Origin of the sequence: Streptomyces sp. NPDC046939, assembly GCF_040644575.1 — a bacterium.
Taxonomy (GTDB): domain Bacteria; phylum Actinomycetota; class Actinomycetes; order Streptomycetales; family Streptomycetaceae; genus Streptomyces.
In genome coordinates, this window is the sequence record NZ_JBEYWV010000027.1 from 1 (window position 1) to 13,645 (window position 13,645).

The 13,645-nt window shown below is 70.1% G+C and carries 11 protein-coding genes; 6 read left to right on the top strand and 5 right to left on the bottom strand.

The annotated features are described in order from the left end of the window. A partial coding sequence (locus ABZ877_RS26965) for a hypothetical protein (RefSeq protein ID WP_361075620.1) occupies positions 1 to 226 on the bottom strand: 226 nt, incomplete at its 3' end. Between the two features lie 148 nt (positions 227 to 374). Between ABZ877_RS26965 and ABZ877_RS26970 the strand changes: the two genes are divergently transcribed. The 4 genes from ABZ877_RS26970 (at position 375) to ABZ877_RS26985 (ending at position 2,404) form a co-directional block, all read left to right on the top strand. Continuing rightward, positions 375 to 794 (top strand): VOC family protein, encoded by a 420-nt coding sequence (locus ABZ877_RS26970; RefSeq protein WP_361075623.1) that lies wholly within the window; start codon positions 375 to 377, stop codon positions 792 to 794. Further along, on the top strand, positions 794 to 1,261 hold the full coding sequence (locus tag ABZ877_RS26975) for an AraC family transcriptional regulator (RefSeq protein WP_361075626.1): 468 nt from the start codon (positions 794 to 796) through the stop codon (positions 1,259 to 1,261). Before ABZ877_RS26970 ends, ABZ877_RS26975 begins: the two co-directional genes overlap by 1 nt. Before the next feature lie 5 nt (positions 1,262 to 1,266). Then, the gene (locus ABZ877_RS26980) at positions 1,267 to 1,902 is read left to right on the top strand and encodes a glyoxalase (RefSeq protein WP_361075628.1); all 636 of its coding nucleotides are present in this window, start codon (positions 1,267 to 1,269) and stop codon (positions 1,900 to 1,902) included. A gap of 61 nt (positions 1,903 to 1,963) precedes the next feature. Further along, positions 1,964 to 2,404, top strand: a complete 441-nt coding sequence (locus ABZ877_RS26985) for a DUF1801 domain-containing protein (RefSeq protein WP_361075630.1) — start codon at positions 1,964 to 1,966, stop codon at positions 2,402 to 2,404. 41 nt (positions 2,405 to 2,445) lie between these two features. Here ABZ877_RS26985 and ABZ877_RS26990 read toward each other — a convergent pair whose 3' ends face one another. The 3 genes from ABZ877_RS26990 to ABZ877_RS27000 all read right to left on the bottom strand — a co-directional run bounded on the left by ABZ877_RS26990 (position 2,446) and on the right by ABZ877_RS27000 (position 5,643). Further along, on the bottom strand, positions 2,446 to 2,823 hold the full coding sequence (locus ABZ877_RS26990) for a DUF6009 family protein (RefSeq protein WP_361075633.1): 378 nt from the start codon (positions 2,821 to 2,823) through the stop codon (positions 2,446 to 2,448). A gap of 163 nt (positions 2,824 to 2,986) precedes the next feature. Next, a complete protein-coding gene (locus ABZ877_RS26995) occupies positions 2,987 to 4,648 on the bottom strand; it encodes a phage/plasmid primase, P4 family (RefSeq protein ID WP_361075636.1) in 1,662 nt (553 codons plus the stop codon). Then, positions 4,645 to 5,643, bottom strand: coding sequence for a bifunctional DNA primase/polymerase (locus tag ABZ877_RS27000; protein WP_361075639.1), 999 nt, complete (start codon positions 5,641 to 5,643; stop codon positions 4,645 to 4,647). The genes ABZ877_RS26995 and ABZ877_RS27000 overlap by 4 nt, the downstream gene beginning before the upstream one ends. Positions 5,644 to 9,715: 4,072 nt before the next feature. On the opposite strand from ABZ877_RS27000, the gene ABZ877_RS27005 reads away from it, so the two are divergent. Both ABZ877_RS27005 and ABZ877_RS27010 read left to right on the top strand, forming a co-directional pair. After that, the gene (locus tag ABZ877_RS27005) at positions 9,716 to 10,609 is read left to right on the top strand and encodes an AAA family ATPase (RefSeq protein WP_361075641.1); all 894 of its coding nucleotides are present in this window, start codon (positions 9,716 to 9,718) and stop codon (positions 10,607 to 10,609) included. After that, positions 10,606 to 11,238 carry a hypothetical protein gene (locus ABZ877_RS27010; RefSeq protein WP_361075644.1) on the top strand — a complete coding sequence of 211 codons (633 nt, stop codon included), beginning with the start codon at positions 10,606 to 10,608 and terminating at the stop codon, positions 11,236 to 11,238. Before ABZ877_RS27005 ends, ABZ877_RS27010 begins: the two co-directional genes overlap by 4 nt. A gap of 51 nt (positions 11,239 to 11,289) precedes the next feature. Here ABZ877_RS27010 and ABZ877_RS27015 read toward each other — a convergent pair whose 3' ends face one another. Next, positions 11,290 to 13,026, bottom strand: coding sequence for a hypothetical protein (locus ABZ877_RS27015; protein WP_361075647.1), 1,737 nt, complete (start codon positions 13,024 to 13,026; stop codon positions 11,290 to 11,292). Positions 13,027 to 13,645: the final 619 nt, after the last annotated feature.

The window sequence follows — 13,645 nt, forward strand, 5'->3', positions numbered from 1 at the left end:
CCGGGGTGACCGTCTCCTTCACCCGCTGTTCGCCCCAGCCGGTGAGCTGGGCGGCGCGGCCGATACGGCCGTGCGGCGGGCGCCCGGTCACGGGGTCCCGGGACAGGTACGTGCGCAGCGCCTCGACGACGCGGGCCTCGGCCGCGCGCAGGGCGGTCACGGCGTCGGCGAGTTCGCGCTCGTCGGCGCCGCTCGCGCCGTCCCGGTCCGTCTTCTTCACCGCCACCCCCGCAGTGTGGGCAATTCCGCGACGAAGGTCAATTCATGAACGTACACGAACCACGCATGTCATGGAATCGGTGACAGTCCAGGAATTTCGACAACCGATCAGGAACAGAGAAGCCCGCGGCCCCGCGCGCGGTTAGCTTGGCGTCATGGATCTCCGCATTCACACCACTGTCCTCCCGCACGACGACCCGGACGCCTCCCTGGCCTTCTACCGCGACATCCTCGGCTTCGAGGTACGCGGTGACGTCGGTCAGGGAAAGATGCGCTGGATCACCGTCGGGCCGGTGGGCCAGCCCGACGTCTCTCTGCTCCTCGCGCCGCCGGCCGTCGACCACGGAATCAGCGAGGACGAGCGCCGCACCATCGCCGAGATGATGGCCAAGGGCACCTACGGCTGGATTCTTCTGGCCACCGGCGATCTCGACTCCGCGTTCGAAAAGCTGCAGTCCAGCACCGCCGAGGTGGTCCAGGAACCGACGCTCCAGCCGTACGGGGTCCGGGACTGCGCTTTCCGCGACCCCGCCGGGAATCTGGTCCGCATCCAGGAAGTCCGGGACGCCGGGTGATGTGCCACCCCGCGTTACGGCGCGCCCTGATCGCCGCCCAGCACCTGCGCGACCTGGCACGGCTGCGCCGGGTGCGCGACCGCATCGACCGGGAGTACGCCCGCCCGCTGGACGTCGAGGAGCTGGCGCGCGCCGCCGGCATGGCCCCCGGCCGGCTCAGCGGGCAGTTCCGGCTCGCCTACTCCGCGTCCCCGTACGCGTATCTGACGACGCGTCGCGTGGAGCGGGCGATGGCGCTGCTGCGCCTCGGTGACCTCGAGGTCGCCGAGGTGTGCCGCGCCGTCGGCTGGGCCGCGTCGCCGGGCGTTTTCAGAGAACGTTTCACCGAGCTGGTCGGCATGGACCCTGACACGTACCTGCAGCGCGCCGTCACCGCCCCGGACGGGCTGCCCTGGCGCGTGACCCGGCCGGATCCGGTATCGAGCAGGAATGAAGAAGCCACCGCCACCGAGCCGCAACTAGCGTGATCCGCATGACGACCTCACTCGCCTCCGTGACCCTCGAAGTGGCCGATGTCGCGGCCGCCGAACGCTTCTACGCCGCCGCCTTCGGGCTCGGCCCGCGGCTGCGGCTGCGCGCCGGTGAGGCGCCCACGTCCGGCTTCCGCGGCTTCAGCCTCTCGCTCACCGTCGCCCAGCCGGCCGACGTCGACGCCTACCTCGGCGCGGCCCTCAGGCTCGGCGCCAAGGCCCTGAAGCCCGCCTCCAAGTCCCTGTGGGGCTACGGCGGTGTCGTCCAGGCCCCCGACGGCACCATCTGGAAGGCCGCGACCTCCGCGAAGAAGGACTCCGGCCCCGCCAAGAAGGAGTTCAACCAGATCGTGTTGCTGCTCGGCGCCGAGGACGTCAAGGCCAGCAAGCAGTTCTACGTCGAGCAGGGCCTGACCGTCGGCAAGAGCTTCGGCGGCAAGTACGTCGAGTTCACCTCCGAGGAGAGCGCCGTCAAGCTCGCGCTCTACAAGCGCCGCGGCCTCGCCAAGGACGTGGGTGTGGACGCCGAGGGCAGCGGCTCGCACCGCATCGTCCTCAACGGCACGACCGCCACGCCCTTCACCGACCCGGACGGCTTCACCTGGGAACCGGCCCCAGTCGCGTCACCGTCCGCCTGACCACCCGCCCGCCACCCCGTACCTGCCTGGCTGTCCAACAGACATCACGAGAGGAACTTCCATGGCCGTCTCCGAGAAGCACGAGGGTTTCACCGCCGAGGAGCGCGAAGCGATGAAGGACCGCGCCAAGGAGGTGAAGTCGGCACGCCGCGCCAGAAGCGGCGCCAAGGCGAACACCGAGCCCGAGGTCCTCGCGAAGATCGCGGAGATGGACGACGCCGACCGGATCCTCGCCGAGAAGATCCACCGGATCATCCGCGCCGTCGCCCCCGATCTCCAGCCGAAACTCTGGTACGGGATGCCCGCCTATGCCAGGAACGGCAAGATCGTCTGCCACTTCCAGTGCGCCGCGAAGTTCAGGACGAAGTACGCCACCCTCGGCTTCAGTGACCAGGCAGCACTCGACGACGGAACGATGTGGCCCACTGCCTTCGCCCTGACCAAGCTCTCCGCCGCCGACGAGGAGCGCGTCGCCGATCTGGTGCGCAGAGCGGTGGGGTGAAACGTATCCAGGGGCGTGTCGGCGACGGCCCCGGCCGCCCCCTAGGAGGAAGCGGCCGTGAGCTGTCCGCGCTGGGAGCGGGGCGTCTTCAGGCCGACCCGGCCCGGCGCGATGGTGCGTGGGTCGACGGCCTCGCCGGGGGCGCCGACCTCGTAGGGGCCGGTCGGCGCGTTGGGGCGGTCGTGCGGGAGGAGGAAGAACGTGCGGCGCTCGAACAGACCGCTGTCGGGGTCCTTGTCGGCGCCGGGCAGCAGGTTGGCGTAGCCGATGATGCGGCCGTCGCGCTCGTAGCGCGGCTTGCCCCGGCGCCGGGTCGATTTGTCGAGGGCCTGGCGTACGTAGTCGAGGTTCTCCGTGCTCTCGAGCCACACCACGGCTTCTTCGTCGGCGAGCTGGCTGTCCTGCAGCATCGAGCTCATGACCGCAGACCCTCCTGATTTTCCTGGACCGGGCACCGGTCCGCGCGTGTGGCGGTCACGCCATGTGTTCTCTTCCCCCCCGATTGGCTCGCGTTAAGGTCGCCACCGCCATGGTACGGGCAGCACCCCTGCCCGCCCAGGGCGATGTCAGGCCTCACCCGTCTCACCGGCCCCCGCCCCCACCGTGCGTGTTCGACTCGGCGTGCGCGCCCTCGGGCAGCAGGGCGAGCCCCGGGTACAGCTTGCGGTCGTTGTTCTTGATCATCTCGGCCGGGGAGGCGAGGCCGAGCTCCTGGCGGATGCGGCTGGCGAAGGCGCGGCTGGAGGAGGGCCTGATGGACTCCTCGGCGCACCAGCGGCAGTAGGTCTCGTAGAGCAGCTTCTGTTCGACGCGCAGCTCGGGGTTGGGACGGCCGTCCTCGCCCTTGGTGCAGCACTCGCCGATGAAGCGCCCGATGTGGTCCTCGGTCGTCTCGTACGCGGCCGTCGCCAGGCGCACCGAGACGGGGCCGTGCAGCGGGTCGCGGGTGTCGAGGTAGCGCTTGGCCCCCTCGATCAGCCAGTGCAGGATGCCGGGCCCCTCGTCGCGCACCAGCTCCACGGCAAGGTTGTCGATCTTCCGCTCGTTGGGCACAACACGTTCGAACGGAATCAGCCGCATGCGGCGCCAGAAGGCGTGTCCGCCGGTGCCGACCTCGGGGCGGTGGTTGCCCAGGAGCCACAGTTTGTGGGTCGGCGTGAACGAGAAGAAGTCCTGCCGCATCCGCCGGGCGGTGATCTTGTCACCGCCGGTGAGAAGCTTGACGCGGGCCTCGTTGAACTTGTCGTTCGGCTTCAGCTCGCTGCACACGACTATCCGCCGCCCGTGCAGCTCCGTCAGCTCGGTGGAGTGCTCGGCGAACTTGCCCTTCTCCATGAGGAACCCGGGCGGCGCGGCGTTGGCGTAGTCGCCGAGGACCTGCGTCATGACGTCCAGCAGCACGGACTTGCCGTTGGCGCCCGACCCGTACAGGAACGGCAGCACCTGCCCGCCCACGTCACCGGTGATCGAGTAGCCGAGGAGCACGTGCAGGAAGCGCGTGGTCTCCAGGCCCTTCTCGTCGTCGCCGAAGGTGTCGCGCAGGAACCGGTCCCAGCGCGGGATCGGCATCTCCTGCGGGGCGACCGTCGTGGCGCGCGAGTGCATGTCGGTCAGCGGATCCGGCTTGCGCAGGGCGCCCGTCTTCAGGTCGACGACACCGGCCGGGGTGCACAGGGCGTAGATGTCCCCGTCCAGGACGTCCGGGTCCAGGCTCAGGCTTGGCGCGGCCTGCGCCTGGTGCAGGAGCGCCTTCATGCCGGCGGTGGACTGCGAGCGCCTGCGGTGCATGAGCAGGTCGCGGTTGCTGAACAGGCCGCGCGGATCGCTGGCCGGGATCTGCTCGGCCATGTCACCGGCCGCCCACAGCGCCGCCTTCTCGCCGCCCGTGCGCTTCCACCGGTACTGCTCCCAGCAGTACCAGCCCAGGCCCTCCACGTGCCGGAAGCGGTCGCTGAAGAGGCGTGCGAACAGCTTGGCGTTGCCGCGGTCGGTCAGCTCGTCGGGGAACAGGCCCCGGGGCGGGGGTTCGTCGACGACGGCGGCGTGCTGAACGGGGACCTCACCGGTGTCAGCACCGGCACCGGCCGCGCGGGGCCTGGCCTGCTGCGCCGGAACGCCGGACCGGCCGCGCCCCGCGTCGGGGTCGGGCAGGTCCAGGTCGAGGCTCTCCTGCCGGATCTCCCGCTGGATCTGCTCGGCGGCGGCGACGGCGTCGAAGCGGGGCGGCTGCTCGTCGCTGCTCATGAGCGTCCTCGGGGGTGGAACGGGCGCTGGGCGCCTGCGGACAGAGCGGACTCGATGACGGCGAGGCTGCGTCGCTCCTGGTGCGGCCTGGCCTGACGCGCCACCGCCTCAAGCAGGTCGCGCACCTCCGCCTCCGCCAGATGACCGCCGTGGACCAGACCGCCCGCGGCGTACGCGGCCCGGTTCAGCTTCTCGGTGAAGCTGGCCCCCTCCGGCGTCGCCGCACAGGCAGCGACCTCCGCGAGCAGCGGCTCCAGGATGCGGTTCGCGGCCGCCGGGGCGCGCCGCCCCGACGCGCGGACGGCGACGGGGGCCACGGCACGGGCCTGGGGCGTCTCCCGCGCCCCTGGGACGTGCCCGGTGCGGGCGAGTTCGTCGGCGAGCCACCGCGGCAGCGCGGCGGGCGTCCGGGCCTCCCCCACGCGCGTGTAGCGCCCCGCGGTCGTACGGGTCGCGGGCGCGACGATGTAACCGTTGTCCGAACGGACGTCGACCTGCCAGGCGAGGGCTGTTCTCGGGCTCGATCCGGTCGACGACCTGTAACGCGTCCCCGGATGCGGATTTCGGTACCAGATGTGCAGCCCCCCGGATGGTGTACGGATGCGCAGTGTGCCCTCGTCCTCGGCGGGAGAGGGCACCCCCCGCAGCGCGGCCAGCAGTGCCAGCGTGTCGAAACCGGTGGCCAGACCGGCTAGATCCACTTTCGGCCCGATCGGGATGCCAGGCAACAGTCGCGAGCGGTCCGGGACTTGAGCCGCGTGCGCGTCCACGTCGATGACGACGAGGTCGGCGGGCCCGCAGGAGACGCCGACCCCGAACCTGGGCTGCGCGCCCCACCAGGCGTCGATCCGTTCCAGGGAGGTCGTGGCCGCGTGGAAGCCGTGGCACCAGCGACCGGCCTGGATGCACGGGCACTGCGCGGGCGCGTGCCGGCTCTCCTTGCAGGCCTCGCAGTTGGCGGCGGGCGTCTTCTGCCGGGGCGCCAGCGGATGCACGGGCCACCCCGCCCGGGCACACCACCGGGCGACAGCGTGGGGCTGCTCCGTGGCCCCCTCCGGGGCCTGCGAACCCGGCGCAAGCTGACGCGGCACTACTAGTCCTCGGAAATCCTTGGTCAGAGGTTGGCTCGTCGCCGCCCAGTTCCTGACAAAACCTATGGCCAGCGGGGGTCTCCCGACGACCAACGGGACTGAAGGGACTGAGTTTCCGACAATGCGCTGCCGAGACTAGCGCACCTGAGGGCCCGCCCAGTATGCCCCCGCGCGTCGTCGAAATTACAGTCCCGTCAGTCCCGCGCACGGGCATACCGCGCGTTGGCCCCTTACCGCCTCATTCCGGGCACCGGTCCACGGGACTGAAGCCCCTCCCAGAACACCTTCGGTCCCGCGCGGGCTTCAGTCCCGTTTCAGTCCCGTGGTCATAACCGCAGGTCAGAGCCGTTCACCCAAAAAATCACGGGACTGACGGGACTGAGCCTTCCCCTTATAAGCTACGTACGACTCTTTATGTGTTCCTTACGTACGCGCGCATATACGCACACACACATGATTAGGAACAAGGGGGTTCAGTCCCGTCAGTCCCGTAAACGAGGCGAAGGAAGCGCGCGCAAGGCTGTGACCTGGGCTTTTGTGAACGGGACTGAAACGGGACTGAAGCGGGACCGAACGACGGCGTTGGTCCCGGGCCCGTGGTTTGGGAGGTTTTGTCCCCCGGGGAGGTCGGGGGCGGCTCGGAGGCCCGGTCGACGGCTGGCCGGGGGGAACCGCACCGAGCGCACCTAGAAGCCACGTCCGCCTCAGAAGCCCCCTGAGCCGCCGGAGACGCCCTGCGGGCCCCTGGAGGGCCGTGGAGCGTCCGGGAGGGCTCAGCGGCCCGCAGAACGGCGCTGAGGGCCGCTGAGGGTCACCGAGGGACTACAGCGGGGAGCCAGGACCGGGGAATCCGCTTCCCACTCCCCCGCCGCGCCCAAATTACTTGAACCCTCAATGAATTCTCTGAGAGCCATTCTGAGCGCCACCCGAAAACGCGGGAGAAGCCCTCGGAACGCCTCTGCCGGGCCTCCGAACTCGTGAGCGAGTGCGAGGAGCCGGTTGCGCTGTGCAGGTATGCCGGCTGCCGGGGTGGGGGGTTCGGGTGGTGGCGGTGGGGGCTGGGCGGGGTCTTTCGTCGGAGCTGGGTGGGCGGGGCGCTGCGGTTCGGGCGGTTTCGCTGGGAGGGGCTTGCGGGGCGGCCTCGGACGTCAGAGGCCGCGAGCGAGGAGCGTTTTGGTGTGGGCCGGTGGCCCGTTGGGCGGCGAGGGCGCGGGATGGGCGTGTGGCTGGGTGCTCAGGGTGTCGGGCGGGTCTGGGAGGTGGTCAGGGTGACGTGTTCTGGGTGCGGGTGTTGTGCCTCTCCCCCGCCGTGTGCTGCTGAGGGACAGTGCTGCGCGCGGCGAAGAGTGCTTGGGCTTGGCGGGCGGGGAGGTCGGTGGGGGCGCTGTGTGTCGCGTCGCCTCGTGCGGCTGCGGGAGGCTGCTGCTGGGCGTGGAGCTGGTGGCTGAGGCATGACTTGCGACGGGGCGGCCTGGCGTCACGTCCCCGCCCGCTGAGCACTGCGGGCACGGCCGCCCGGGATGCGTGTGGCCGGACGCGGGCGCGTGCACTCATCCGCTCGGTACGGGCGCCGTGCCCGGGTGCCAACGTGTACCAGTGGTGAGGCGACGGAGAAGGGGGGCGGCCTTCCGTTTCGTCGTCAGGGCTGCTCGCGTGCGGGGCCTTTGAGGCGCAGCAGGACAGGTCAGGTTGGGGCGCGCAGACAGCTTGCCGACGACAGAGCAGAGGTCGTGGACCTGACGGTGCGCGTACATGGCCAGCCGCTCATGGCGCTACGAAGATCAGGGCGCGGGCCCGCCAACGATCTGCTGCTACTCGCGACGGAGGCGGTTGAGAGCCGCGACGAAGCTACAGGTCACCGCGCGTTGGCAATGCCTCACCGTTGTGCGCGGCACGTCGCTGACAGCGCGCATGACTACGCAGTCTTCGGCCGGCCTCGGAGCCGCTCGACATCTGGAAGCTGCCCGCTCGCCTCGACCACGGGGACGTTTACGGATGGCTGACTCACGGCTCCGAGGCGGGCTGGGATTGCTGCGGTGCAGGCGCCCGACTGGCGGGGACTGTCGGCTCACCCGCTGACGTATGCAGTCCACCTATGCACCTCGCGCTCGGCCATCGTCCGCGCGGGCTGGACTGCGCGCTCACCCCTCGATCTCGGAGTAGCCCCGTGCCGTTCACTCTCGAGATCGATAAGCCCTGCTTCAGCAGCCGAAGGCATGGTGGCCGAACCTAGCGGTTACCTCGACTGCGGGATGTACTCACCGGCGGAGCAAGTTCCGCGCGCACTCGGTCCGGGGCACTCCAGCCTGGATCGCTTACTCACTATGCAAGTTCCTGACCGGCAACGTCCGGCTGTCACAGCAACCGGCACCACGTCGATGATCCTTGATGAGGCGGTACAGAGTGCTTGGCCTGCGCACTGGTTGCCCATAGGATGGCGATCGAGCCAGACCAGTAAAACGGCCTCTGACCAGCCAAAACAAACAACGTCGCAAACATCGGAACAAGCTTGCGTGCAAACCTCGGAGCAGGCGGTGAACAACGCCTCGCACGTAACGGTCGCGCTCGCTTGTACCTTCACTGGCTTCCAGACAGAACTGTCCACCTAGGGGCAAGTGGACCTGCTTGCGATAATCAAGGTTTCTATATCCACAGTTCAAACAGCCAGAGATTCCATCTGTTTGCGGGCTGGTCTGCTAGTCGATTGCTCTGCACGAGGGACAACGACAAGGCGGGTAGGGGTACTCACCTACCCGCGCACGAATTTGGCTACCAGCGTGTGAGCCCACCTGCTCCCCAAGCCGCCAGTGGAAGGACAAGCAGGCGAGGGAGCCAGCCGACTTGCCAGCTTGCTGACCGGCCTCTCAACTGGCCAGCAGGTCAACAGGGCGATGACCTTCCAAGCAGCTCCGCTGATCCGCACAAGCATCCATGGCCAAGCAGGGGAGAGGATCGGCGCACCTATCAGCCTGCCTATCAGAAGGCCAGTCACACTGGACATCTGCACCCAGACGCAAATAGAAACAGGCTGACGGACAAGCGGGTCGGTAGGCACGCGCACCGGACCCTCCGCCTATTGAGTGACCTACGGGTAGACCAATCCGCAAGCCTGCCTACCCACCAGCGTCCTCACGGGCCCACCAGCGCACTACAAGACCTACCTGTCAGCAACTCAGCTCACCAGTGCAGCCACAGGCACCCCCACCCAATACCCGGCAGACTCCCAACTCCGTACACACACACAAGCGCCACGGACCCCGCAAACAGCCCCGCCCACAAGGGAGCAAGCAGCTCGCCCAATCCCTTTGCAGGCCCGCCCCCACATCAGCCGCACCACCCCTCAGCGCACACCCCCACCCCCCGACCCGCCCATCCCTAGGCACCCCCACAGGCGCACAGCCCAGCAGACCCATCCCACCGCGAGTCAGCCCGCCCACACACCCGCTGACCCAGCACCAGGCGCACCCCTCCACCCGCCAACACACCTCCCCCCTTACCCACAAGGCGGCAAGCCCGCGTGTCCCCCTGTGAGGGCGGAAGTGGCCCTGGTAGTCTGACGATCTCCTTGCGCCGCAACTCTGCTGGACATGAACAGTTCTGCGGGTGCGTCAGATGTGGTCCAAGCAGGTCAGGCCACTTGGGCAGCGGTGCGGGGCCACGTAAGCGGAACAGCCAGGAAGCAGGTGGTGGGCGGTATGGGCGGGCATGCTCGGCCGTTATCGACCGGACCCCTACTGGCCTGCTGTTTCGGTGGTTCGGCGGCGTTCAGGAGGCCCCACGGAGGGGTTCCAGGGGGTACTCGGCACCGTGTCGGAGCGTTTTTGAGCGCAGGATCGTTCTGAGAGAAATTTCGGCCGTACGAACAACCTCAAAAGCGACATACCTTTACCCGCGCTTCACCGCGCCTCACCCGTGTTCGGGCCTGAACAGACTGAGAGGACCCATGTCCAGTCCCTTCGCAGCACCTGGCAGCCACATGCAGCTGCCCCCGATCCCCTGGGCGTCGCTGTCGCACATCTTCATGTTCGGCAACGGCAAGGGCGGCGTCGGGAAGTCGTCGGTCTCGGCCAACGCGGCGGGCAAGGCGGCGCGCAGCGGTCTGCGCACGCTCATCATCGACTGCAACGCGCAGGGCAACATCGCCCGCGAGCTCGGCTACAAGCGCGCCGAGTGGAACGACGGCGGCACGGGCCTGCTGGAGTCGCTGAGGACGGGGACGCCGCTCAAGCCCCGGGAGAACGTGCGGGAGAACCTCGACGTCGTCATGGGCGGCCCCGCCCTGGGCGACGAGTTCGGGATCTTCTTCCACACGCTGCTGGCGAAGGAAGGCCCGCACGCCTACCTGCGGTTGCTGTACTGCCTGCTGCCGATCGCGCACCAGTACCAGATCATCATCCTCGACACCCCGCCGGAGAACCCGTCCCTGCAGCGGCTCGCCCTGTCGACGGCGCGCTGGCTGGTCATCCCGGTCAAGAGTGATGGGGGAGCGGAGGACGGCCTGGCCCAGATCGGCCTGGAGTTCTCCTACGTACGGTTCGTCAGCCAGCTCAACCCGCACCTGGAGCTGCTGGGCGTGCTGCTGTTCGACACGGGCCGCACGTACACCGGCATCCACGCCGACGTACGGCAGCAGGTGCGCAAGGTGCTCGGCGAGGACGCGCACATGTTCAAGCACCTCATCGGACACACGGAGTCGGTGGCCCGGCTCGTCCGCAAGCGGGGTCTGCTCGTGCAGGAGCTGGCCGAACGGCGCAGGGACGGGGACCGGTCCGTGCCGGAGACCGTCGAGGGCCTGACGGCCGACTATGAAGGATTCACCGAAGAGATGTTCGCTCGGGCTCTCGAGCTGAGGAAGGAAGCTGCCGCATGACCCCGCCCAAGGGCAAGAAGCGCACCGACGAGGACGACGAGCAGAGCATGTCGGACGAGGGCGTCGGCAACCTGTTCAGCGGGGGAGGGGCGCCGTCCTCTGCCCTGGCCGGCTGGGCCACCCCGGCGCCTGCCGCCGCGCCCGCACCCGCCGTGGCGCCGGTCCCGCAGACCGTGGCCGCGCCCGCGACCGTCATTCCGCAGCCCGCCCGGCAGAGCGCCCCGGAGCCCGCGCCGGAGCCGCTGAGCGACGCGGACACGGCGAAGCCGGTCGGCTTCTACGTCTCGCAGAACGTCGCCGCGCGCTTCCGCAAGTACCGCAAGCAGAACGACATCACGCACACCCAGATCGTGCTGCTCGCCGTCGAGGCGGCCGCCGAGAAGGGCATCGCGCAGGTGGTGCAGGACGCGCGCCGGGAACCGAAGTTCCAGTCGAAGCTGTTCGCGGTGACGGTGAAGCCCGACGACTCCGACCTGCGCGGCCTCGGTCCGGTGCAACTGCAGTACAAGCCGACCAGGGCGCAGAAGGCGATCATCGACCAGCTGGTCGCCGAGTCCGGGCTGCCGGACCACACCAAGTTCCTGGCGGTCGTCCTGGACCAGTACCTGCCGGGCCGCCGGGACGCCTGACCCGGCGGCGGCATCCGGGGCGGCGTCCGGGGCGGTGGCCGGGAGGGGCGGCTACAGCAGCGCGCCCAGCGGCAGCACCCTCGTGGAGAGTCTGCCGCGCAGCCGGCCCGCCACCGTGTCGACCTCGGCCTCGGCGAGCCAGTCGGCGGTGATCAGCAGTTCGGCGTGTTCCGCGACCTGTTCGGGGGCCAGGGCGCAGAACACGGCGGCCTGGTCCACGGGCAGCCCGCCGTCCCGGTCGCCCTTGTCCTCGCCGGTGGGGCCGGGGCGGCCGAGGGTCCCGTCGAACGAGCTGTGGGCGACCGTGTACAGGGCGAGCAGCCGGCAGGCGGCGCCCAGCTTCCTCTTGCGGATCTTGCGGTCGCCCACCGTCCGCTGCGCCCACCCCGACAGCCGGGAGCGGGTCGACTTGCCGAAGGTGAACGGGCGCGGCTCCGAGGGCAGCAGCGCCGGAACGGTGAAGGACGTCGGGTCCTCAGGCCGCGACCGGAGCAGCTCCTCCACGGTTCCGGGCAGCCGCAGCCACCCCGCCTCCACCAGCCGCTCGCACACCTGCTCCGCCTCGCCCTGGAGCCAGCCGGTGACGTCCTGCCCGGTGACGTTCCCGGCCCCCGCGCGCGCGGCCCGCAGCGTCAGCAGAAGCACCGCCAGGCGCGCCTCGGCGTCCGGGAGCGGCGCGTTCTCCCGTACGTGGTCGATGACGGCCCGTGCCTGGACGGCCTGGCCCCGGGTCAGCAGGCGCTCCACCACGGGCGCGTCGTCGCCGCCCGCGTCGTCGAGGGGGCGTCCGACCCGGTTCTCGTACATCTCGCGCGTGGTGCGCGCGGCGCTCTCGGCGCGGCGGGCCTCGGCGCGCAGCGACCGGTCGCCGGTGACGTCGGCCCACGAGGCGAACGCGCGGGCCTTGCGCTCGTGCAGGTGCGCGAGGCGGGCGAGGTCGGGTTCGGCGCACTTCTGATAGGCGCGGAAGGCGTCTCCGAGCTCGATGAGTTCGACGCGCAGTGTGTCGGGCCGGAGGTCGTGCGGCACGGTGCGCTGGGCGATCTTTCCGCCGCGCCGGGCCCGCCGGGGCATGCCCGCCGGTGTGGTGCCCCGCGCGTGGGGCACGCCCCCGGCCCCGTCGGCGGTGTCGGGGGACGGCGAGCTGAACACCGGGGCGGCGGGGACCCGGGGCGCGGGGGAGGGCCGCTGGTCGGAGAAGAGGGCCGCCACGGCCTCCAGCGCCGCCTCAGGGCTCCCGGCGCTCTCCCGGGCCGGGGCGGGGCCGTTCTGCCCGCAGCGGGGCGCTGAGGGGGCCGTGTCCAGGACCCGGCCGCCGGTGGAGGCGGCGCAGCGGGCGCAGGTCTCCGCGATCCGCCACAGCCGCCCGGCCCGGTCCGCGTAGACCGACAGGACCATGGGGCCGCCGCACGGCGGCAGCGGGGCCGGACGCGCTCCGTCCCGGCGTCCCGGCAGCGGTCCGGGGTCGGGGGTGTGCCACGCGCAGTCGGCGGCGCGGCAGCCGCACAGCGCGTCGCCGCGCGGGCCGCCTTCACCGCGGATGCGGGAGAGGTGCTGGTTGACGTGGTCGACGGCGGCCTTGCGGCCCGCCGAGGCGTTGGGCAGGCGCCGGTCGGGGCAGGCCGGGCGCGAGCAGGAGAGTCGCACCGTCCCGGCGGAGGGGCGGCCGTCGGGGTCCAGGCGAAGGACCCACACCCGCCCGGTGGCGCGGTCGTGCTCACGGTCCTGATCGCGGCCGTCGTCGTCGCCGCGGTCGCGGTCTTGCTGCGTAGTGGCGTCGATCGCCATGTACGTACTCCGAGCGTCGAAATGATCAGTTGCGCGGGCGGTCCTCATCATCGGGGACGGGGCTAGCCCCTCCCGTTGTCCCGCGCCCGGCGGCCACCCGGCGTGGACGAGCCCCGGTCGGGTCAGCGGGCAGGTCAGGCGTTCGATGCCTACGCCCCGCAAAGTCGGTCCCGCTGCCATACGCGCAGGTCAGACCGGGCACCAGGAGGAGTTACGGGGCTGACGGGGCTGAAGGTTGCGGTTGTCCCTGACGCGGACCCGACAGTCAGCCCCCGTGGACGCGCACCCGCGCCCATGTCATGCGTACGTGGTAACCCGACGCCCGCACCGGACCGGGCGGGGCTGAACGGGGCTGAAGCGGGGCCGAAGGGCCCGGCACGGTTTGGCCCCGCTTCAGCCCCGTCGTAAAACCGCAGGTCAGAGAGGTGCGCCCGAAAAGTGCGGGGCTGACGGGGCTGAGACCTCTAGTTATCAGCTACTCAGAGCATTGGCATATGCGCGCGCGCATAGGAGGACCCGTAGGAGGCTGTGAGAAGGCTTGTATATGAATGCTTGTAGTACTGCGATGCTCTCGCTAGCTGATAACTACGACCTTCAGCCCCGTCAGCCCCGCAGCTCT